Consider the following 24,229-nt stretch of genomic DNA (forward strand, 5'->3'; position numbering starts at 1 on the left):
GGCTGATTCTTCTACTAATAAAGCGATGCCATTGCGCATCGCTCTTTTAGCCCAGCCTCGCGCTGGGCTTTCTGCCAACCTTTTACCCTCGTCATTAGAGATTAAAAACCTCGAACTCTGTGACGATTTCACTGCCACACTGAATACGGCTATTCAGGTAGTTAACCAAGGCAAAGCCGTCACATTAACGTCTCAGTCTGGTCTTTCTATTGTGCTAATGGCTGGCTTAACAGCGGCTCAAAATCGCATTCACCCACATGCGTATTTATCTGGTTTTGCGGCAAGTTTATCGCTTGCGGTTGAGCAATCACGCCGCCAACCCGACGACATTAGTATTGAGCAAACATCGACGGCATCAACAGCCGTTGAACAGTTTTCAGCGCTGTATCAACTGATTGATGATATTGCAGCACGGCATCAGCAACCTGAATCCACGCATGAGGGTGATGATGACTGCCAGTATTGGTTTACCGAACCCAATAAAGCGCGGGTTGCTAGTCTGACTTTTAATAGCGAAAACCTAGCTTTTGATGCTAAAAGCCAAGCTGGCAGCACTAGCCTTGTGTTAACCCAAGCGACAGGCTTGAAAGAAGCGAAACCACTGCTCGATTCATCGCGTTTATTTTTCATTATTACGGGAAATACAGAGGCCGAGCTATCAACCAAGCTTGCAGAGCTCAACAAGCACTTGGGTAATCCAGCGCTAAACTCTTCGGTTCTTATCGAATTAATGCACCAAAACTTAGTGTGCTTTCAAGCTAGCTCGCAAGCGTCATCTTCACAATTCGCCATAGTATTGCAAGGTGCGTCGGCCGATGCGGTGTTGTTAGAAATCAATGCACTAACCAAGGTGTTATCCAAGGTTATTGCAGAGCAAATCGACTATAAAACCCCTGCAGGCAGTTACTTTTCACCGGCACCAGATAGTCGGGGCAAAGTCGCTTTTGTTTACCCTGGTGTCGGCACTGTCTACCCGGGCATGCTGCGTGATTTTTACCAATATTTCCCAGAACTTTACGCTCGATTAGAGCGTGAAGGCAATTTAAGAGAAATGCTACAAGCGGATAAAATCTACGCGGCTAGCAATGGCAATAACGAAACAGATAATCAGCCGCAAGAGATGACGCTTAGCGAACTTGCTATCGCAGGTGTTGGCAGCAGTTATATCCTGACTCAGCTCTTGTGCGAGTCATTTTCGGTCAAGCCTGATTTTGCGCTAGGTTACTCCAAAGGCGAGGCCTCTATGTGGGCCAGCCTAGATGTGTGGCGTAATCCCCACGCTTTGATTGAAATGACCCAAACAAGTCCGATTTTCACCACCGCAATCTCGGGTGAATTAACGGCAGTGCGTGAGGTATGGCAACTCAATCAAGACGAAGAAATTTCATGGAATAGCTTCCTTGTCCGCAGTGAACCTGCAGCCATTGAAGCATTATTGCCTCAATACCCTCGTGCTTATCTTGCCATTATCCAAGGTGATACTTGTATTCTTGCAGGTTGTGAGCAGAGCTGTCGCGATCTACTCAAACAACTGGGTAAACGTGGTATTGCCTCTAACCGTGTTACGGCTATGCATACCACACCTGCTTGGAGTCAGCATACTCAGGTGACTGATTTTTATAATCAACCACTGTGTGACGCACTGCCTCACCATATTCGTTTTATCAGTGCAGCCGAGTTGCTGCCTCAAAATGCTAATCAGCCAGTAAATCTGGATAGACAGAGTATTGCGACCTCCATTGCCGATACCTTCTGCTCAACCCTCGACTTTACTGCGCTCATTCGTGCAGCGCGAGAACATGGCGCGCGTCTGTTCATTGAGCTAGGCGCTGACCGTCAAACCAGTACCTTAATCGACAAGATCAATCGAGCAGATAAAGTAACGGACAGCCTTGCTGTGGCAACGAACGCCAAAGGCGGCGATGACATTCAAACATTATTGAAATGCATCGCCCAGTTAATCACCCAGCAAGTGCCTTTATCTATTTCGCCTTTAGTTGACGGTCTTACCCGCCAGCTCGCCTCTTTAGAGGCCCAATCTACCCTTCATACACAAGGAGAGCCAGTATGAGTTCTCAGCACCATTCGGCTAACAAAGCAGCAAAAATTGCGATTATTGGTTTAGCCAATCAGTATCCCGATGCCGATACACCAAAGGGCTTTTGGAACAACTTACTGGATAAAAAAGATTCACGCACAACATTGCGCCCTGAAAAGTTAGGTGCAAACCCTGACGCCTATCAAGGCCAACAAGGTGAATCAGACCGCTTTTACTGTGATAAAGGCGGTTACATTGAAAACTTTAGCTTTGATCCGAATGGCTACCGTTTATCCTCTGATTATTTCAATGGCTTAGACGATAGCTTTCTATGGGCGTTAGATACCAGCCGCAAAGCACTGCTAGATGCAGGTGTGGCACTTGATGACGATCTACTTGAACGCACTGGCATTATCATGGGGGCCTTATCTTTCCCAACGACGCGTTCAAATGACTTGTTTCTGCCGATTTATCATTCAGCAGTAGAAAAAGCGCTACAAGACAAACTGGCTAATCCAGAGTTTTCATTATTGCCATCAAACGGCCAACCACAAACGCTAAATACCGCAAATGGTGCCGCAGCCCATAACGCATCGAAAATTGTGGCAGATGCACTTGGCCTAGGCAGTGCTCAGCTCAGCCTTGATGCAGCGTGTGCTAGCTCTGTTTACTCTCTAAAACTGGCTTGTGATTACCTAAGTACAGGCAAAGCAGACATGATGCTAGCAGGCGCAGTTTCTGGCGCTGACCCATTCTTCATCAATATGGGCTTCTCGATTTTCCACGCCTACCCAGATCACGGTGTTTCTGTTCCTTTTGATAGCAACAGTAAAGGCCTATTCGCGGGCGAAGGCGCTGGTGTTTTAGTGCTGAAACGTCTTGAAGATGCCGAACGCGATGGCGATCATATTTATGCAGTTGTCAGTGGCATTGGTCTTTCAAATGATGGTCGCGGCCAGTTTGTATTAAGCCCAAATAGCAAAGGTCAAGTACAAGCCTTTGAGCGCGCTTATGAAGCCACCGATTTGTCACCAGAAAGTATTGAGGTGATTGAGTGCCACGCAACAGGTACACCGCTGGGTGACAAAGTTGAGTTAACCTCGATGGAGCGCTTCTTTGCTGACAAGCTCAATGGCAGCCAAGTACCTTTGATTGGTTCAGCAAAATCAAATTTAGGTCACCTACTGACAGCCGCAGGTATGCCGGGGATCATGAAAATGATCTTTGCAATGAAAGAAGGTGTGTTACCCCCTAGTATTAATCTGTCAGAACCTTTGTCATCACCTGAAGGTTTATTTGGTGCTCAAACACTACCGACTCAAGTACAGCCTTGGCCAGATAAAACAGGCAACCCTGCACGTCGTGCTGGCGTATCAGTATTTGGTTTTGGTGGCTGTAATGCTCACCTATTACTTGAGGCTTACCCAGCAACTCACTCGGGTATTGTTGCTACAAACTCAGCAGCTACAACGACCATGCCACAAGCAAGTGCGTTACCGCGTCACTCAAGTGCATTAAAAGTGACAGGTCTTGCTTCGCACTTTGGTTCATTAAAAACCATTAATGCCCTTAGCCATGCGATTCAACATGACGAAAACGCCTTTGTGGCTTTACCGAAAAAACGCTGGAAAGGCTTAGACCAACACCCAGAGCTATTAAGCCAATTTGGCCTACACACCATTCCGCATGGCGCTTATATCGATCAATTCGAATTGGATTTCTTGCGCTTTAAAGTGCCACCAAACGAAGACGATCGTTTGATTTCACAACAGCTCTTGTTGATGAAAGTCGCTGATGAAGCCATTCGTGATGCCAAGTTAGAATCAGGCCAGAAAGTTGCGGTACTTGTTGCGATGGAAACTGAGCTTGAAATGCATCAGTTCCGCGGCCGCGTAAACCTACATACTCAGCTTGCAGACAGCCTGACGAACATGGGGGTTGCGCTAACGGAATCAGAATATGCATCTCTTGAAGCCATTGCTATGGACAGTGTGTTGGACGCCGCTAAGCTGAACCAATACACCAGCTTCATCGGTAATATCATGGCATCGCGCATTGCGTCGCTATGGGATTTTAATGGCCCTGCATTCACTATTTCAGCTGCCGAGCAATCGGTCGCCCGTTGTATTGATGTAGCTGAAAACCTAATGAGCCAAGAATCGCTTGATGCAGTTGTGATCGCGGCAGTGGATTTAAGTGGCAGTGCTGAACAGGTGATCTTGAAGAACAGCATTCGACCTGTCGCCACCAGCTCAACACAAACAACGCAAGACGCAGGTTGGCATATTGGTGAAGGTGCTGGTGCTATCGTACTGACGGATGCAGCATCTGATTCTGAATCGCAGTCGCAAGCACTGGCATACGGTGAAATCACAGCATCAGGTTTTAGTGCGACCAATCAAAGTCACACTGTCACCGATCGCTTATTAACATCATCAGGTGTATCGGCATCTGCCATCAAGGTACTGGAAGTTAACCAAGCCCCTGACAGCACAGAAGCCTTGCAGCTACCCCTACCCACTGCACAGCCTGTATTCGCCAATCAGCGTTTAGGCCATAGCTTTGCCGCTTCAGGTATGGCGAGTTTGCTACATGGTTTAATCACCTTAAATCACACAGCAACGCATGAACCAACTAAAGCCGCAATTATCGCCAGTGTGAGTGAAAACCAATGCTCGCAATTGCTTGTTTCGCAATCGCAAGCCGAAACGCACGCGTTAAACACTCGCCTAGACAATGAACTTGAAAGTGACACTAAACGTCAGCTCATTAAGCAAGTCACACTAGGTGGGCGTGACATTTATCAACACATAGTCACTGCCGAACTCGCTGATATAGCGTCGATTCAACAAAAAGTGGCGAATACTGCACCGCAAATTAAGGCGCAGAAACCCGTATTTAACCCAATTGTGGCAACGCTGCCAGTTCAGAATCAGCAACCATCCGTATCCCCGATTTTGGCAACCACACGCCAAACGCCGATAACAGGAATTCAAAGCAATATGACCAACGTCCTATCCGCTAATAACAGCCAGAAGACTCAGACAGACAGCCCTGCATCATCACAGCAAGCGGCATTTATCGAGAACCAGCAACTTGCTCAACAAGTGCACCAAGCCTTCTTACAAAATCGTGAGCAAGGATTGAAGATGGCTGATGCTTTACTAAAAGCGCAATTAAACGAAGTAACTGCACAGATGGAAGCGGGTTATAACCCACAACCTGCGACTGCATCTGCATTAGCTAATGCAGCAACTCCCGCAGCCGAACCTGTAAACACCTACACAGCGCCTGTAAAGCCAATTCGTAAACCATGCATTTGGGATTACGATGACTTAGTTGAATACGCCGAAGGGGATATTGCTAATGTCTTTGGCCCTGATTACGCCATTATCGACAACTACTCACGCCGCGTAAGGCTGCCAACCACAGATTACCTCTTGGTTTCGCGTGTCACTAAACTTAACGCAACCATGCTGGAATACAAACCAAGTACCATGACGACAGAGTATGACATTCCTGTCGATGCACCTTACTTGGTGGATGGACAAATTCCTTGGGCCGTTGCCGTTGAATCAGGCCAGTGTGATTTAATGCTGATCAGCTACTTAGGCATCGATTTTGAAAACAAAGGTGAGCGTGTATACCGTCTACTCGATTGTACCCTGACCTTCCTTGGTGATTTACCGCGCGGTGGTGACACTCTACGTTATGATATTTCGATCAATCACTTCGCCCGTAATGGCGATACTTTGCTGTTCTTCTTCTCGTACGAATGTTTTGTTGGCGATAAGATGATCCTGAAAATGGATAACGGCTGTGCAGGTTTCTTCACCGATGAAGAACTGGCTGATGGTAAAGGCGTTATTCGCACTGAAGACGAAATCAAAGCGCGTAACCTCGCCACTAAGCAACGTTTCAACCCGCTACTTCATTGCCAGAAAACGCAGTTCGACTACCACACGCTACACAACTTGCTAAGTGCAAACATTGCGGGCTGTTTTGGTGACAGCCATATCTCTGATCGCCACCAGCCTTCATTGTGCTTTAGCTCTGAAAAATTCATGATGATTGAGCAAGTCAGTCGCGTAGAACCACAAGGTGGCGCGTGGGGACTTGGCTTAATCGAAGGTCATAAACAGCTAGAACCTGAACACTGGTACTTCCCTTGTCATTTTAAAGACGACTCCGTAATGGCAGGATCTTTGATGGCTGAAGGCTGTGGTCAATTACTCCAGTTCTACATGATGTACCTAGGTATGCACACTCAAGTACAAAATGGTCGATTCCAACCGCTTGAAAACGCACCGCAAAAAGTACGTTGTCGTGGACAAGTATTACCACAATCTGCGGTATTAACTTACCGTATGGAAGTGACAGAAATTGGTTTGAGCCCTCGCCCATACGCCAAGGCTAATATCGATATTTTGCTTGATGGCAAAGTCGTGGTGGATTTCCAAAATCTGGGTGTGATGATCCGTGAAGAAGAAGAATGTACACGCTACCTTGGCTCGTCTGATTACGTTGTTGAAGACGTAACGGCACAAGTTGAAGCAAATGTTGAAGCAACAAGCACATCACAAGCGAATGTAAGCAAAGCTGCATCGGCGAATGCCCCGCTAATGGCGCAAATCCCTGATTTAGCAACCGCGACCAACAAAGGTGTGATCCCACTACAACACGTAGAAGCACCGATCACGCCAGATTACCCAAATCGCACCCCAGACACAGTACCGTTTACGCCGTACCACATGTTTGAATTTGCAACGGGCGATATTGAAAAATGTTTTGGCCCTGACTTCTCCATTTACCGCGGTATGATCCCACCACGTACCCCATGTGGTGATCTACAGCTGACCACTCGTGTTATTGAAGTAAATGGCACACGCGGTGATTTCAAAACACCATCATCTTGTATTGCTGAATACGAAGTGCCAGAAAACGCGTGGTACTTTGACGAAAACAGCCATCAAACACTGATGCCTTATTCAGTATTGATGGAAATTTCCCTGCAACCAAATGGCTTTATCTCTGGTTACATGGGCACTACCCTTGGTTTCCCTGGTGAAGAACTATTCTTCCGTAACCTTGATGGTAGCGGCAAGATGCTACGTAATGTCGACCTACGCGGCAAAACTATCGTTAACGATTCTCGCCTACTGTCGACCGTTATGATGGGCACTAACATCGTTCAGAGCTTCAGCTTTGAGCTAAGCACAGATGGCGTGCCTTTCTATGAAGGTACTGCGGTATTTGGTTACTTCAAAGGGGCGGCACTAAAAGATCAACTTGGTCTTGATAACGGTAAAGTTACCCAGCCTTGGCATGTTGATAATAACCGCACCCCAGATGTGACAATTGATTTACTGGATAAAACCAGCCGCTACTTCAACGCGCCAACATCAGCGGCAGGTGAAGAACAACCACACTACCTGCTTGCGGGCGGTCGCTTGAACTTTATTGATACCGTGCAAATCACCAGTGATGGCGGTAAAGAAGGCTTAGGTTACTTATACGCTGAGCGCACCATCGACCCAAGTGACTGGTTCTTCCAGTTCCACTTCCATCAAGACCCAGTAATGCCAGGCTCGTTAGGTGTTGAAGCCATTATTGAGCTAATGCAGACCTACGCGCTAAACAAAGATCTTGGTGCGGGTTTCCGTTCACCGAAATTTGGTCAAATCCAATCAGAAGTGAAATGGAAATACCGTGGCCAAATCAACCCACTGAACAAACAAATGTCGCTCGATGTTCACATCACAGCGATTAAGGATGAAGACGGTAAGCGCATCATTATTGGTGACGCCAACTTGAGTAAAGACGGCCTGCGTATTTACGAAGTAAAAGACATCGCTATTTGTATTGAAGAAGCTTGAGTTAAGGATTAAAACATGACAACGCAAACAACCCTAAATAACGAAAAGCTTTCTCCTTGGCCGTGGCAAGTCGAAGAAAGTGCCACCGAGTTCAATCTAGATGTAATGGCTAAGGTATTAAAAGATCTGAGCCGTGGCTGCTACGTCATCAATCACCCAGAAAAAGGGCTGGGTGTCAGCCAAGAAGCAGAATTGACCTCAGGGGATAGCGCAAGTGCTAGCAGTACACACCCAGTTAGCGCATTTGCGCCAGCACTTGGCACACAAAGCCTTGGTGACAATGATTTTTGTCGTGTACATGGCGTGAAATACGCTTATTACGCAGGGGCGATGGCGAATGGCATTTCATCTGAAGAACTAGTCATTGCTCTCGGCCAAGCCGGTATTCTTTGTTCATTCGGCGCGGCGGGGTTAATTCCTTCACGTGTGGAGCAAGCGATCAACCGTATTCAAGCGGCACTGCCTAACGGCCCTTATGCGTTTAACTTGATCCATAGCCCAAGTGAACCAGCACTAGAGCGCGGTAGCGTTGAGCTATTCCTAAAACATAAAGTACGTACTGTAGAAGCATCAGCCTTCTTAGGTTTAACTCCGCAAATCGTGCAATACCGTGCTGCAGGTTTAAGCCGCGATCAAAAAGGCGACATTGTTATCGCTAATAAGGTTATCGCTAAAGTCAGCCGTACCGAAGTTGCCACTAAATTCATGGAACCTGCACCAGCTAAAATGCTGCAAGGTTTAGTCGATGAAGGCCGTATTACACCAGAACAAATGGAACTGGCACAGCTCGTTCCGATGGCTGATGATATTACCGCTGAAGCAGATTCTGGAGGCCATACTGATAATCGCCCTCTGGTTACCTTACTACCGACGATTTTAGCGTTGAAAGAAGAAATTCAAGCTAAATACCAATACAAGACACCGCTTCGTGTCGGTACTGGTGGCGGTGTAGGCACACCCGATGCCGCACTGGCTGCATTCAATATGGGTGCTGCTTATATTGTGACTGGCTCTGTCAACCAAGCGTGTATTGAAGCAGGTGCGAGTGAACATACGCGTAAGTTGCTATCGACCACAGAGATGGCCGACGTCACCATGGCACCTGCTGCCGACATGTTTGAAATGGGTGTTAAATTACAAGTAGTAAAACGCGGTACGCTCTTCCCTATGCGTGCCAATAAGCTTTATGAAATTTATACCCGTTATGATTCGATTGAAGCGATCCCTGCCGATGAGCGTCATAAGCTGGAAACCCAAGTTTTCCGCTCAACACTCGATGACATCTGGGCTGGTACCGTGGCGCACTTTAACGAGCGCGATCCAAAACAAATTACGCGTGCCGAAGGTAACCCTAAGCGCAAAATGGCCTTAATTTTCCGTTGGTACCTTGGTCTTTCTAGCCGTTGGTCAAACACTGGCGAAGCAGGCCGTGAGATGGATTACCAAATTTGGGCTGGCCCTGCGCTTGGTGCGTTTAATGCTTGGGCAAAAGGCAGTTATTTAGATGACTATACAAACCGCCAAGCTGCGGATGTTGCAAAACACTTGATGCACGGTGCGGCTTATTTAGCCCGTATTAACTTGCTAGCATCACAAGGCATTAAACTACCAGCGGATGTTGCACGTTGGAAACCTGTCGAGAAAATGATTTAACTGCATTTGCTAATCATCTCTCGCTAATCAGTTAGCAGACATAATAAAGCCCAGAAACATGATGTTTTCTGGGCTTTATGTTTCTGGGCTTTTTCTTTGTTTTTAGTCCCTAACCAGCAATGTAGACCGCTGGCTAGTATCAACTAATCGTAAAACGATTAAAGTGCCGCCCAAGGGCCCGCTGCATTGCCAGGTTGATCCCCCTTAGTCCACCACTTCGCTTTGTAAGTTACACCACTAAACGTTGTTTGGTCACCACCGTTATACACTTTATCTGCGCTCCACGTTTTCACGCTTCCATCATCAAATGCAGCCCATACAGCACTTGAACCTGGTTTTTCACCTTTAGTCCACCATTTAGCCGTGTATTTCACGCCATTATAAGTAACTGTATCACCCGTGTTATAGATGGTATTCGCATCCCACGTTGTACCAGTGCCACCATCAGCTTTTACTGTCACCACGACTGTCGATTCAGCGCTGGCTTGGCCGTCCGTGACAGTTACCACCACATTTACCGCAGTATCAGCCGTTACTGTTGGTGCAGTAAAGCTAATGTCCGCACCTGTCGCAGTCGGTGTTACCGTACCAGTAGAGGCTGTATAGGTTAATGCATCGCCATCCGCGTCCGTTGCTGAAACGCTGAACACAGCCACTTGACCACTGTTCACATCTAGCGTTGCGGGTGCAGTGAGTACTGGTGGATTATTCTCGACCGCACCTGAACCTTTAACAGCAACTGTAACATCTTTACTTACTTGCTTACGGCCATCACTCACTGTCACTGTCACAACCGCTGTCAGATCTGTTGCTGTATTTGGTGCTTTATAAGTAACAGTCGCTGTACCATTACCGTTATCAACAACTGTCGCATCTTTAACAGTAAAACTGAGCTTGTCACCATCAGCATCGGTTGCCGAAACATCAAAGCTAATCGCTTGACCCGAATTAGCCGCTTGCGCTGCAGGAACGGTTAAAACAGGCGCCACATTCGGTACGGTTCCCGCACTAAATACGCGATCAATTTCAGAAGCCAGTGGCGAACGCAGGTCAGTACACTCTTTCAAATTGCGACCATGGCTAATGAATGTTCCCGCACACTCAACATCACCATGAACCTGCCACACAATCACACCGCCAAGGTTATGATCGACAATGTATTGCGCTTTTTTAGCAATAGACGCTTCATCGTCATAGCTTAAGAAGTATTTGCCTTTTACAGCATACGGCACTTCCGCTGAAGCATCCCACTTATGCTCCCAACCCGTTTGTTTTTTAATAAAGTTGTAGTTTGGTTGCCCTTCAAACTGTTTCCAGTTATCTAAATCAACCGCAGATAATGTTGGGCCATCAACACTGAAGTTTACATTACGTTTATCCGTTGGCGCACCAACATAAGCAGTCGCTTCGGTTGTTTGTACACCGCGTCCATAGAAAGCAGCACCGAAGTTAATTTTCTCAGATGGAATGCCTTTCGCAGCCATCCAAGTACGGAGGTGATCAAGTTCTAAACCTTGGAACTCTTCTTCTGGGTATGGGTAAAGTGGTGCGTTATGCCCAGCAACATTCGACCAACCACCATTAAGGTCATAAGTCATCATATTGAAGTAATCCATTGAGGCTGCCAATCGAGCCCAGTCATAGCCTTCCAGTTTTGCCGTAGATGCCGCAAAGGCAGCTGTTAACAATTTATTCGGCCCAATACGGGTACGAATATCTTCCATCAACAATTCAAAGTTAGCGTAATCTTCAGGGCTTCCTTGGAAGTTCATACCACCAGTGCCTGGGTATTCCCAGTCAATATCGATACCATCAAAGCCAAGCGCCATCAGCTTATCAAGATCCTGCATGAAACGTTCTTTCTTAACAGGATCAGCAGCCATCTCAGGGAAGTGCTTAGACATACTCCAGCCACCCAGCGATGCCATGACTTTGACACCTTTCTGATGCGCTAAGTCAATCAAGCCCGGTGCGCCACCTGCTTTTTTTAATGGAATTGGGAATTGACCAGTAACGCCTGTTGGTTGATGTAACCAGCCGCTCCCTTGCTTAACAAAACCTTGGTCTTGCACTTTTTTCAGTTGTTCAGCATTCCATGGTTCATCTGTTGGATACTGGTGAATGTATTCAAGTTCACCCCAAAGAATATGGAAATCCCAGCTTGAATATACATCAGGGTGTAAAAGCGACCCAGGCTCTTGAACTGCATTGGGTTGGTAGATGCTTTTGTTGCGCAAATCACCACTGTGTAATGAGCCATCTTTGGCTACACCAAAGAAAGAGAAGTTCAGTATTGAGTAGACATCCATATCTACGTTTAAATGGGTTGCTTCGCCCTTAACGCTAAAGCCCTCATTTGGCCCTTTCCACGCTTCCCATTGGGTAATATAGCCAATTACGTTCTTATCGTGGGTAGGTGCAGCTTGAATAGAAGCGGCAGTAGTGGCCATCAGCATGGCTGCGATAGTGCAAGCAATCTTGCTTTTTTTCATTCCCTTTTGCATTTCTAGCTCCGTGTAATGGTTAGCTATCTCAAATAAAAATTCATTTTATGCATTGAATTTATAAGTCTTGATTCTCGCTCAAAGCAGGATGAGTACTAGTCGACTAACAGCAGCAGAGGCTGACATGCATACCTGACTGCCTTTAAGGCGAGTTCAGCTCTAATTGTTAGCTAATCTTTTTTCTTTGGCTAAAAAATGATCTCAGATTTAGACACTCAACCAAGCTGAATGTAAACGACATGTAAATTCAACACGTGTTTTTTTGGATGCGTTCCAATTTTCCAGCAATAGAGCTCGGCGATAATTTTCACCGAAAATAATGCAATCGTTTGCTATTTTTCATTTAAAGAGAAGAAGTTAGAAGCTAGATGACAGGAAAGGAATAACTTAAACAAGAAACATCCCCTAGAGCAATAAATGCAGGGCGTTAAACGCACTGCATTTGGATGAGAATTACACATCAAAGACGAATTTTTACTTTTTGACCCGCTATTTTAACGTATATAGTGGCTATTTAACGAAGCGATTATAGAGAAACAGCAGTACAAATGCGCCAATTGTTGCCGTAATTATGCTGCCAATATTCACACCATCGGCACCACCTAAGCCAACAAAAGATCCAAGCCACCCACCAACGAAAGCCCCACAGACACCTAAAACCATTGTCATGACAATACCGCCACCATCTTTACCTGGCATCAGCCACTTGGCTAAAGCTCCAGCAATCAAACCCAATATAATCCAAGAAAAAACACCCATACCGCCTCCACAACGATGAATATAAAAAGAAATACCAGTCTTGCCCCCTTAAAGACAAGACAAGCTAATCTCCCTCTAAACGTAGACACTAAATGCGCAAGAATCCTTTTCAAATATAAGGCATGTTTTTACTCTGCACTGACAATTGGATGAATCGCTTAGGGCACACTCGTTATTCATGCACCAACTCAACAAGACAAATCATGTTTAAGAAACGCCTAATCGCAACAGTTTTTGCTTTATTCAGCACTTACGCCGCTGCCGCTCCAGAATTAATGTCCCCTGTTGAAATTGAATTTGGTCAATACGCGCATATAGAAACAATCGAAATTACAGGCAATATTAATGCTAGCTTGCTTCGACTGGTCGATGATTCACTACAAAGCAATGAGTCTGATTACTATGTGATCAGCGATATTTCAGAAAATGCCCAGCAAAACACCATGACGATTTCAGTCGATCTGTATAACGATATGAACGCAGCCGCTGAAACAGTGGCAATGAATTAATGGGCAATTGTATGTTCCGATTGCTTTAAGTATTTAAGCACCGTTTCTCGCAACAGCTTTTGATTGACGGGCTTGGCTAGAAAATCATCCATGCCCGCCTCAAAACATTTGTCTCTTTCTTCTTTCAAAACGTTGGCTGTTAACGCAACAATTGGGATTGTGTCACCATTACCTCTATCCGCTTCAATAGTTCGAATACGCCTTGTTGCATCAAAACCATCCATCACTGGCATTTGGCAATCCATTAATATCAAATCAAATTTTTGAGATTCAAACTGCTCGACACCAAGAAGTCCATTTGCAGCTACAGTCACTGTCATACCCATCTTCTCTAGCATCATTTTCGCCACTTTCTGATTAACGACAGTGTCTTCAATCACAAGTACATGACTTCTGCTAGCACTCCCCTTTTCTTTCGCTGAAACAGGTTGTTCAGTGACTGTCTCTTCGGAGTATTCTGATCCGCCACCAGCGTTGGTTGATAGTTGTTGAATAGCAACTACTGGTGGCTGATTTATCTTGCCTTGCATTACTTGTTCAACTTGTTTTTTTAATTCAAATTCTTTGTATGGACGAGCAAGTACAGCGGAAACACCCGAGGATTGCATTTTACGCTCATCACTTAAATCTGGTCCTGCTGTTATCATCATCATCACAGGGCATTGCTCACCAAATCGTTGACGTAATTGCGTAGCAAGCATAAAACCGTCCATCGTCGGCATCCACTTGTCTAGCAGTATTAAATCAAAGGGAGCGCCACTTTTTATCGATTCATCAATAAATTGCTCGGCAAGTTCCTCATCCTCACAACATATTGAGTTAGCACCAAAACTACATAATTGAGCCGACGTGATCCTCATATTCATCATGTGATCATCAACCAGCAGAACTTTGGCGCCTTCTAGTGATGTCGTTATATCTGCTTCTTCAGCATCCATTTCATTAATCGCTAATGACAGGCATTGCTCAAATTGAACCGTAAAATAGAACTGGCTTCCCTGACCTTCTTTGCTCTGTACCAGTAGTTCACTGCCCATTAGCGCCACCAAACGCTGACAAATAGCAAGTCCTAAACCACTGCCACCATATTGACGTGTTGTGCTCCCATCTGCTTGTTGGAACTTTTCAAAAATAGCTTGATGCTTATCTGCAGGTATACCAATCCCACTATCTACCACTTCGAATTTAACACTAACTCTCCCATTTTCTTCAGATACATAATGTATATTTAATTGGACACTCCCTGTGTCTGTAAATTTAATTGCATTACTGACTAAGTTCACCATCACCTGTCGTAGTTGCGTTGGATCACCGAGTAACATAGGTGAGATTCGACGATCAATCGAACATTGTAGTAACAACCCTTTTTCAGCAGCTTTCACTAGAAATATATTTTCAACATCCTTATTAAGTTCGAATAAATTAAGGTGGGTATTCTCGAGCTCCATTTGGCCTGATTCTATCTTTGAAAAATCAAGAATATCGTTAATTAAATCCAGTAAGGACAAAGAAGAAGAGTGCAGCATATCGACATATTCTTTCTGATCTTTTTTTAAGGGCATCCCCTGTAATAATGATGAAAGGCCAATGATGCCATTCATTGGTGTTCGAATTTCATGGCTCATGTTTGCCAAAAATTCACTCTTTTTATTGTTTGCATCTACAGCCTGCTCTTTCGCCTGTTCAAGTTCATTATAATGGTCTCGAATACGCATCACTGAGTGGTTATAACTTACTTGCAGAGCCGTAATTTCATCATTAAAAAAGCGTTTTTTCAGTATCAAAATACGAGGGAATTGCCTTTCATCAAACTCACTAACGACAGCTGACATATGCGCGAGGTGTCGTACAATTACGTGATAAACAATAAAAAGAATAAACGCGGCCACTAAAAAAACCTTTACTGCTTGTGATAACAATAAAATCAAGAACTTACTAAACAAACCATCATAGATTTGATATAAATCTGACTGTACAGTTATTGTTGCTAGTGAAAACTGTCGGCTACCACTTACGAATGTCATCGCCCAGGTTTTTTCATACTTGTATTGCTGTAACTCCTCGCCAAGCTGAAAAATAACGCCATTATCATCTCGTATCACTAAGTAGTGAATCTGAGGTTGCTGGTAAATGCCTTCCGCTTGTAACTGCAACTGTTCTCGATCTTCGACCCATAAGCTCGATGTCAAGCTTGCTAAAGAAGTCTGCTTTATTTGGTCAAGATGGTCATTAATGCTAACCAAATCACGCTGATAATCAAAATACAAATTTATAGCGGTAGTGAACAATGTCAATACACTACTAACGACCAGTATGTAAATAAGCATTTGCTTAGCAAGCCCTAATTTTCGCGACTTATTGTGACTCTGATGCGTTTTGTTCATCCTTAAACTCACACTTATATTTTCTTCTACTAATCTAATAATAGACAGTCAATTAGAATTAATAAAAAGGGATTTTAGCAATGAAACTAATAAACATTATCGCAGGATTACTTTTTGGCTTTACTACAGTCCAAGTTACAGCACAGGATGTTAATTATTATGTGATATCGAAACAAGCCGCCCCATTCCAGATTGAAAACAATGAAAATCAACACAGCGGAATAGTGACTGACATTGTAAAAAAAATATTTGAAGATAGTCGCTATGCGATCAACTATCACTCATACCCGTTTAACCGAATGATCTCGATTCTTGAAGATGGTGGTCAACCTAATTGGATTACTTATGGCAGCCCATCTTGGGGCGGTGTTCAAGCTGAAAACTTATCAGAAGAACCTATTTACACGGTCAAACATGTTCTACTCAGTAGTAAAAACAATGAATTTACCTTTAAAGACATGAAAGATATCAATAACAAAATTGTTGTTCTACTTCATGGCTTTGACTACCCTCAACTAATCCCATACATTGAATCGGGTAAAATAGAGGAGCTACGTGTAAAAGATTATCAAGCGGCATTTCGCATTGTTAACAAGTTACAGGGCGTTGCAACATTCGTTGAGATGGATTCACGCATAAAATATAATTTTGCCAAACTTGGCTTAGATGATAAACAATACAAGACACAGTCTTTTAATATAGTAATCCCCGACTACTCTATCTATTTAGCGCTAGACCCAAATATGGACAAATCGATTCAACAATTTATAAATAACAAATTGAAAAGCATGAAGTCAAATGGAGAATTAGATCGCATTGTTAACCAATACATTTAACCATAAATAGCAATAAGAGGTATTCGTAAGCTGAATAACTCTTATTGCATTAGCGACAACTAACAATAAATAATTTTAGTTTACGAAGTTTTTATCAAACAGGTGCCCTAGCTTACTCGCTTTTGTTTTTAAATACCCTTCATTATGCGGATTATTTCCTTCCTGTAATGGAACTCGCTCGACAATTTCTATTCCTGCACTTTTAAGTGCATTTACTTTTCGTGGGTTATTGGTCATTAACTTCACTGATTTTATATTTAGAAAACTCAACATTCCACGACAAAAAGTATAATCTCTCATATCGGCTTTAAAGCCCAACTGTTCGTTCGCTTCCACTGTATCTGCGCCTTGATCTTGCAAGTGATAAGCTCGAATTTTGTTAATAAGGCCAATTCCTCGACCTTCCTGACGCAAATAAAACAAGACACCACTACCAGCTTGCACAATATTTTCCATTGCTCTGGCTAGTTGAAATCCACAATCACAGCGGGCACTGAATAAGGCATCCCCAGTCAGACACTCTGAATGTAATCGAATAAGCGGCGGTGTCCCAGAATCAAGTTCACCATAAACGAGTGCAAGGTGTTCTTTACCTGTAGAAATTTCGGTGAAACCATACATTTGAAATATACCCCACTGTGTGGGTAGCTTTGCACTATCAACAAAATAGACGTGATTAAAAGGTTCTTGTTGTGCAAAGTGGCTTCGAACCTCCATCAAAATTTTACCTAATTCGTTCTGACCTCGACCATCACCACCATCTCCCCAAAAGGCATCTTTGTGCGAATGCTCTTTAATTACGCTGTTGCCTGTCGACACTAACTGATGAGTCAAATTAGGGTTTTGGCGGAATTTTTCAAAGACAACATAGCGCATAACTGTCGTTCGAACTTCCATCCAATCCGCTTTTACTTGATCTTGATATTCACGACTTAATTCAAACGCAGCATCTGGGGTAAGTGCATTACGTATCTGTTCTTGAATGCTTTTATCAGTGAACTTTTGAGCTTGATAATAGTGTTCACTGGTTGGCCATACTATATTACTTAATGATATTGGGTTTGCTGAAAAATTAGACAAAAAACCATGAGGATCTTGAGGCTCATAAAAAAATATTTCATCTACCATTTTAGTTGCTCCATAACGTTAACAGTACCCTAGCCACGATATGTCTTTTCGATGTAACAAACATGTCTGTTTTTATCGACATATTTTATAGTCTAGTCCATTTACATATTCATCATGTGGCATTTGTGAATTTTATTTTTTAGCATTGCAGCACAGTATTATGAAGCTTAGAATCACGCATAAAACGTGATTACAAAACAAAGAAAATTTCAATTTGCATTACAGAAAGGATAAAAAATGAACTTCAAATGGATTCTATTTGATGCGGATGAAACATTATTTCATTTTGATGCTTATGAAGGCTTAAAGCTGATGTTTAGTCGATTTGACATATCTTTTAGCCGAGATGACTTTGCTCACTACCAACGAGTAAACAAACCATTGTGGGTTGATTATCAAGATGGAAAAATTACAGCTCAAGAGCTGCAGCACACGCGTTTTGAATCATGGGCACATAAGTTAGAAGTAACAACCACAGAACTAAACAGTGCATTTTTATCTGCAATGGCAGACATTTGCGCGCCATTACCAGGTGCAAAAGAACTATTAGATTTCTTGAAAGGAAAAGTACAACTGGGCATCATAACTAACGGTTTTACTGAGCTTCAGCAAATTAGACTCGAGCGCACTGGTTTAGCTGAACACTTTTCTACTTTAGTTATTTCAGAGCAAGTCGGTGTTGCAAAACCAGATCGGGGAATTTTTGAACATGCTTTTATGCAAATGGGGAATCCCGACAAACGCGATGTTTTAATGGTGGGCGACAACCCACATTCTGACATTTTAGGCGGGAATAACGTTGGTATTTCTACATGCTGGCTAAACAGTTCACTACTGCCTGTACCAAAAGATGTCAAACCTTGCTTCCAAGTTAGTTCCCTACACGAGCTATACACTATGTTAAAACCACACTATTAAGCATCTACTACACATTTGGCAATATGCTTACCACCACACAGCTTTTCAATGGAGGGAGTCCCACATCCTTTTTGGGCAAAAGCACTACACGAAGCGCATATCAGCCAAATAACATACCGAAATTAAATGCTTTACAACCACAACATATCCCTTTATGTTGTGGTTATTCTTCTTAAACACAGATGTGGATCATGCCAATGTTATTTACTAACAGTACAAATGTATGTTCAAGCGCACTTTCGAATGCGTCTCACACTGTGGTCTCTGTCGTCGTCGTGGTCTCTCACTAACGCTGACAGATAAGTTATTTCGTCAGCCTGGCTGATGAAATAGTAATAACTCTGCATTTCTCCCACGCCAAGCTGACCTAAACGCAAACATTACAAAAAAGGTTAGTTCATGAAAAAGCGTGATTTAGCAGCCATAGGTTTTATGACCTTCGCGCTGTTCCTCGGAGCAGGCAATCTAATATTCCCACCACTAATGGCACAACAAGCAGGCGAAAACTGGTTAATCGCGATTGCAGGTTTCTTACTAACAGCTGTAGGCTTACCCGCCCTCACTATTTTAGTGCTTGGTCGACTTTCTTCTGCAGAAAAACTCACCAGTGCTTTACCGTCTTGGATGAATCGTACCTTCTGGTTTTTAGTATTAACAACCTTAGGCCCTGCATTCGTTCTTCCTCGTGCTGTTACTGTCGCTTACGAGATGGGTATCAAGCCTTTTACCGACGCTAACTTATTACTCCCTTTTTCTATTATCTTTTGTGCCATTACCTTAGCGTTAGCCCTAAAGCCAGGTAAGCTTCTAGATTATATAGGCAAAATAATGACGCCGACCTTAATTGCCATGTTAACGCTTTTAGTGGTAGCTGCACTAATCAACCCTCTGGGCACGAGCTTACCCGCAACACAAGACTACCTAGAACAACCTATCGTTAACGGACTTATCCAAGGGTATATGACATTAGATGCCATCGCAGCTGTCGCTTTTGGCTGGGTGATCATTAACACCATCAAGAGTAAAGGCGTGACCAGTAAAGCTGACTTAGCAAAATACAGTAAATGGATTGCACTTATTTACGTTGTGCTTATGTCACTATGCTACTTAGCGATGGGATACTTGGGGGCGACGTCATCTACTATCGCTCCAAACGCTGCCAATGGTGGGGAAATACTAACACGTTATGCTGCGGGTGAATTTGGGTATGCAGGTCAATTACTCCTTGCTGGTATTACCTTAATGGCATGCTTAACAACAACCGTTGGCCTAACCAATGCGAATGCAGAGTACTACCGCAATACATACAATATTCCCTTTCATCGCAGTGCTATCGTTGTAACCGCTCTAACGGCTGCGGTTTCAAATGTGGGCTTAGAGCAGATCATAACCGTAAGCTTACCCGCGATTTTGATCCTGTGTCCTATCGCAATCGCGCTGATCCTAAGTATCATCTTTTTACCAAAACATGTTATTAAAGCCGGCCAGCAAAGCAAGGTAGTTATTGCCGCGACTATTTTTGGCAGTATCGATGCATTTGCAGTGTTAGATATGATTCCTAACACGATTCACACCCAGCTTAATCAGTGGCTACCTCTGTATGAATATCACTTAAGCTGGCTAATCCCTGTTGTGATCATCTTTGTGGGCTTAAACATTAAACTACGTTCACAAATAACAAACACTGAAGCTGCATAATCTCGCCATAAAAGTCACCGCCAGTTAATTCACACTGGCGGTCGACTTGCCATCTCTCTCTTTTATCTCACCAAGATCCCTTTCCCGCAGTAGGTTTAATATCACACGCAATAGTATTAATCGCTCAATTATCACGCGAGCATATCAAGCAAAATAAGCTTTCAATAAAAGTTAGTGTTTTGTTCAAGGTAAGACTTTACATCTATCTTCATTCCGCATATTGTAAATGCGTTGCCGAGATTGAATATAGGTTCATTATGTTTTCACTTACAGCTAGACTCATTGCTAAAAACTCATATAAGACAGAGTTAGCTGTGCGCGCAACAAACTCAATTATCATCATTATTCTAGCGATTATTCGCTAGGCTGACGGTGATAACTTTCCGTCAGCCGAGCTGATGGAAAGGTAGTATCCCTCTATATTTACTTTATCCCTTCATTAGCTCGTTAGACGGTTCACACAATAAATATTGTAGGACAGTCAATGAACACGACATTGAAAACACAAGATTTACTCGCCATAGGCTTAATGACATTTGCCCTTTTTCTTGGCGCAGGTAACCTGATTTTCCCACCATCAATGGGACTTGAAGCGGGAACAAATCTACTTCCTGCTATGATGGGTTTTTTGATCACTGCCGTTGGCCTGCCAGCGTTTACCTTAATTGTCTTAGGCCGTATCGCTAATACAAATAATCTAACCAAAGCCTTGCCATCTTGGCTTGGTAAAGCATTTTGGGTTTTACTATTCACTTCAATCGGGCCAGCCTTTGGTATGCCTAGGGCTGTCACCGTGGCTTATGAAATGGGCATTAAGCCTTTTGTTGAAGGCGACCACTTACTCCTTTTTACTCTTATCTTTTGTGGCATCACTTTATTACTTGCGTTCACTCCTGGAAAACTTGTTGATTACATTGGCAAATTCATGACGCCAGCGCTGATATTAATGTTAATCGCACTATCAGTTGCCGCTCTGGTCTCACCATTAGGTGTACCACAACTACCGAGTGCTGATTATCAAAATAGTGCAGTTACCCATGGTTTAATCCAAGGCTATATGACAATGGATGGTATTGCTGCCGTGGGGTTTGGTTGGGTGATTATTCAAGCTATCAATGCCAAAGGTGTAACGGCACCTAAAGATGTTGCTCGTGTTTCACTTTATGTGGCAGGTATTTATGCCGTACTAATGGGCGCTTGTTACCTTGCGATGGGATATGTAGGTGCAACATCAAGTACTATCGCTAATGGTGCAACAAATGGTGGCGAGATCCTGACGCTTTACGTACACGGTATTTTTGGTGACTATGGTCAAGTCTTACTTGCAGCTATCATTATCATGGCATGCTTAACGACAACAGTAGGCCTAACAAATGCGAGCGCTGAATATTATCGCTCATCATTTAAAGCGCCATTTATGCTCACATCTATCATTGTTGTTGCACTAACATGTGTTGTTGCTAACTTTGGCCTTGCGCAGATCATTCAGGTCAGTCTCCCTGCGATTCTACTGCTGTGCCCAGTTGCTATCGCACTGGTTATGGCTTCATTTGTCAGCTCAATCAATTCGAAAATCAAGCCTAGTCATGCCTCTGTTCTTGTCGTGACATTAGTGTTTGGTGCCATTGATGCACTGGCTATTTTAGACCTAATGCCTAGCAATGTTCATAACCAATTACAGGATACGCTTCCGCTGTACAATGCACATGCTAGCTGGTTACTACCTTGTGTAATCGTACTAACATTCAACGCATTGTTCTCTATTGTCAATCAGCGAAAAGCATGTGTAGCTTAATCGACTGACAATAAAAATCCCCTGTTTGCTCAGCACCAGGGGATTTTTCCATTTAGATGTGGATTAGTTAGTCTTGCGTTCAATTTGATATCAATATGGGATAGCACTACTTGCATCATGTTTTGATTGGTATGTGTTGCCATCTGTCCTCCATAGACAGAAAAATTTCCGCTCATAAAGAAAATAGCAATGTTGCTTCTTTATGATCTTATAGCGCGTTTTCATTCCTTTAAAATCAAATAACCATTTCATGGCACTATTTCTCTTTCCTCTAAACTTACAGCACCTAAAGTACTATAAAACAGAGTGCGTAAGAGAAACCGTCAATAATTTTGCGATGCATTCAACATTTTCGAACTTTGACCTTGTGCACAAATTCACTTGTTGACACAAGAGTAAATAGAACCATAGTCACATACCGCATAAAAAAACGGCCACTCATCGCGGCCGTTTTCACTAACTGAAGGTAAGTATTTTGGTAATACTCACTTAAAAATACTTATTCAGGCTTACGCTTACCCGTCATAAAGTCGGATAAAATTTCTGGCGTCAACTCACCAGCATCTTCCAAGCGCTTTAGCTCTGCAACAATAGCTTGTTGCTCTTCTAGTGAAGGGATCGGCAATTCAGGTTCTTTTTTGATCGCTTCAGGATCAATCGATAGATTATCAAGCATGATTTATCTCACTAATACAAATTCTGTCCTGAGTATAACGTAATCCCAAAAAATAAGAATTGATCCCTTTACCTGCAATGTAGGAAATTTGGCTAAATGCTTAATTTAAAAGCATGTTCTTAGTATTGAAAATGTCAAGGGGGACTCTTACTCCAAGTTGCTATAACTTCTTAATCGATTATCTACTACATATATGAATGACTTGCTATATTTTTACTGACGTATAATGACAGATTTAACGATACTAAGTAGCGCTAAAAAATGAGCAATCGCGACCGTAACGAAAACCCCCAGTAAACTTGCATCCATACACACAACGTCCTTGTTGGTTAATTAACATACAACCATAATGAATATTACGTATTCGCTAAACCCGCTAAACGAACTAGCGTTCAGATCAGAGCTGCTGAGTAGAACAAGCCATTAAATGGGAATACTTAACGGACTAGAAACTCAATTAATACATGGCACTAACTAATCAACCTATTATAAAACGTCGATCCCCTACTTTCGGATAATATCATTAAGGAATATTAAGTGAAGTGCCAACAAAGGAAGTTAAATTAAACTAGGCTTTAGGTATTCGAACGAGAAGCCTTTGCAGTAGACAGCTTGGCCCTTAAATTTGCGGAACTATTTAATGAAAAACAAGGTAAATAGACAACAGAGCACTCCTGTGGCTCTTACCATCAAAGGCTCTGATGTTATCAATCCTTGCAGTTTGTCCAGTGCAGAAAAGGGACATTTGATTGATTCACTGTACCAGCTTCATTCAAAAATATTTAGTGGCGTCACACAAGAACAGTTTGTCTCATATGTGATTGATTCTCCAGCGGATTGGACGCGTATTCGCGTGTATAAAAATAGTCTCAATGAGTGGGTTGGATATTGTGTTGTCCACCGTTTTAACAAAGATATTTGTGGTCGACACTTCGTCATTTTCAGAGCAGAAGCTGGCATTTTACGAGCATATCGTGGACGTAGTCAGACCTTATGGTTTGCCTTTAATGAAGCAATAAAGTATCGAATAAGGCACCCATTTCGTGAGGTCTATTATCTCGGTTCTTTTGTTCATCCTTCTGTTCTGTATATGTTCTCCCGCTATTTTAATCAATACTATCCACGTGGAAATAGTCCCGTTCCAAATAAAACCAAAGAATTCATGCTGGAGTTAGCAAATATTTTCCATCTTGAACCGATTGCGAAGCAGGACGTGTTAGTCAGAAATGTTGGTTGGATAACAAATGATTCAGACGCAGACAGACACTTCTGGCTAAACCATACGAACCCGATAGTTAAATTTTATATTCGCATTAACCCGGGGTATATAAACGGGAATGGCCTGCTCACACTGGTGCCCCTGACTTTCAGTAATATTTTCACATCATTAGTTAAGTTCATGCGAAATAAACTGGCAAAGCGCTTTTCCCAAACACGATGAGACTACCGAAAGCC

The 24,229-nt window shown here is 43.2% G+C and carries 14 protein-coding genes; 9 read left to right on the forward strand and 5 right to left on the reverse strand.

The features are described from left to right. Positions 1-25: 25 nt before the first annotated feature. The 3 genes from L4C35_RS15115 to pfaD are packed head-to-tail and all read left to right on the forward strand — an operon-like array spanning position 26 to position 9,567. Positions 26-2,071, forward strand: a complete 2,046-nt coding sequence (locus L4C35_RS15115) for a PfaB family protein (RefSeq protein ID WP_428463695.1) — start codon at positions 26-28, stop codon at positions 2,069-2,071. After that, the gene (locus L4C35_RS15120) at positions 2,068-7,914 is read left to right on the forward strand and encodes a hotdog fold thioesterase (protein ID WP_428463665.1); all 5,847 of its coding nucleotides are present in this window, start codon (positions 2,068-2,070) and stop codon (positions 7,912-7,914) included. The genes L4C35_RS15115 and L4C35_RS15120 overlap by 4 nt, the downstream gene beginning before the upstream one ends. Before the next feature lie 15 nt (positions 7,915-7,929). Then, on the forward strand, positions 7,930-9,567 hold the full coding sequence (gene pfaD, locus L4C35_RS15125) for an eicosapentaenoate synthase subunit PfaD (RefSeq protein ID WP_428463666.1): 1,638 nt from the start codon (positions 7,930-7,932) through the stop codon (positions 9,565-9,567). Between the two features lie 158 nt (positions 9,568-9,725). Here pfaD and L4C35_RS15130 read toward each other — a convergent pair whose 3' ends face one another. Beyond that, positions 9,726-12,071, reverse strand: coding sequence for a glycosyl hydrolase family 18 protein (locus L4C35_RS15130; protein WP_428463667.1), 2,346 nt, complete (start codon positions 12,069-12,071; stop codon positions 9,726-9,728). Positions 12,072-12,581: 510 nt separating this feature from the next. Beyond that, positions 12,582-12,830 carry a GlsB/YeaQ/YmgE family stress response membrane protein gene (locus L4C35_RS15135; protein ID WP_428463668.1) on the reverse strand — a complete coding sequence of 83 codons (249 nt, stop codon included), beginning with the start codon at positions 12,828-12,830 and terminating at the stop codon, positions 12,582-12,584. 203 nt (positions 12,831-13,033) lie between these two features. On the opposite strand from L4C35_RS15135, the gene L4C35_RS15140 reads away from it, so the two are divergent. Further along, a complete protein-coding gene (locus L4C35_RS15140) occupies positions 13,034-13,339 on the forward strand; it encodes a hypothetical protein (RefSeq protein WP_428463669.1) in 306 nt (101 codons plus the stop codon). Here L4C35_RS15140 and L4C35_RS15145 read toward each other — a convergent pair. Continuing rightward, positions 13,336-15,723, reverse strand: a complete 2,388-nt coding sequence (locus tag L4C35_RS15145; protein WP_428463670.1) for a response regulator — start codon at positions 15,721-15,723, stop codon at positions 13,336-13,338. The genes L4C35_RS15140 and L4C35_RS15145 overlap by 4 nt on opposite strands. A gap of 80 nt (positions 15,724-15,803) precedes the next feature. On the opposite strand from L4C35_RS15145, the gene L4C35_RS15150 reads away from it, so the two are divergent. Further along, complete coding sequence (locus tag L4C35_RS15150; RefSeq protein WP_428463671.1) at positions 15,804-16,559, forward strand: substrate-binding periplasmic protein; 756 nt, start codon at positions 15,804-15,806, stop codon at positions 16,557-16,559. Positions 16,560-16,634: 75 nt separating this feature from the next. Here L4C35_RS15150 and ribA read toward each other — a convergent pair whose 3' ends face one another. Continuing rightward, positions 16,635-17,687: a GTP cyclohydrolase II gene (ribA, locus tag L4C35_RS15155; protein WP_428463672.1), complete on the reverse strand. Its 1,053-nt coding sequence runs from the start codon at positions 17,685-17,687 to the stop codon at positions 16,635-16,637. A gap of 237 nt (positions 17,688-17,924) precedes the next feature. Here ribA and yjjG point away from each other — a divergent pair, with 237 nt between their 5' ends. The 3 genes from yjjG to brnQ (L4C35_RS15170) all read left to right on the forward strand — a co-directional run bounded on the left by yjjG (position 17,925) and on the right by brnQ (L4C35_RS15170) (position 22,098). Further along, the gene (gene yjjG / locus L4C35_RS15160; protein ID WP_428463673.1) at positions 17,925-18,605 is read left to right on the forward strand and encodes a pyrimidine 5'-nucleotidase; all 681 of its coding nucleotides are present in this window, start codon (positions 17,925-17,927) and stop codon (positions 18,603-18,605) included. A gap of 399 nt (positions 18,606-19,004) precedes the next feature. Beyond that, positions 19,005-20,303 carry a branched-chain amino acid transport system II carrier protein gene (gene brnQ / locus L4C35_RS15165; protein ID WP_428463674.1) on the forward strand — a complete coding sequence of 433 codons (1,299 nt, stop codon included), beginning with the start codon at positions 19,005-19,007 and terminating at the stop codon, positions 20,301-20,303. 496 nt (positions 20,304-20,799) lie between these two features. Then, positions 20,800-22,098, forward strand: a complete 1,299-nt coding sequence (gene brnQ, locus L4C35_RS15170) for a branched-chain amino acid transport system II carrier protein (RefSeq protein WP_428463696.1) — start codon at positions 20,800-20,802, stop codon at positions 22,096-22,098. A gap of 499 nt (positions 22,099-22,597) precedes the next feature. Here brnQ (L4C35_RS15170) and L4C35_RS15175 read toward each other — a convergent pair whose 3' ends face one another. Then, entirely contained in the window at positions 22,598-22,774 is a 177-nt protein-coding gene (locus L4C35_RS15175) for a restriction endonuclease subunit S domain-containing protein (RefSeq protein WP_428463675.1), read from the reverse strand. Positions 22,775-23,414: 640 nt separating this feature from the next. Here L4C35_RS15175 and L4C35_RS15180 point away from each other — a divergent pair. Further along, the gene (locus tag L4C35_RS15180; protein WP_428463676.1) at positions 23,415-24,215 is read left to right on the forward strand and encodes a hypothetical protein; all 801 of its coding nucleotides are present in this window, start codon (positions 23,415-23,417) and stop codon (positions 24,213-24,215) included. The last annotated feature ends 14 nt before the right edge of the window (positions 24,216-24,229 follow it).

It is taken from the genome of Photobacterium kagoshimensis, from assembly GCF_050337045.1.
Taxonomy (GTDB): Bacteria; Pseudomonadota; Gammaproteobacteria; order Enterobacterales; family Vibrionaceae; genus Photobacterium; species Photobacterium kagoshimensis.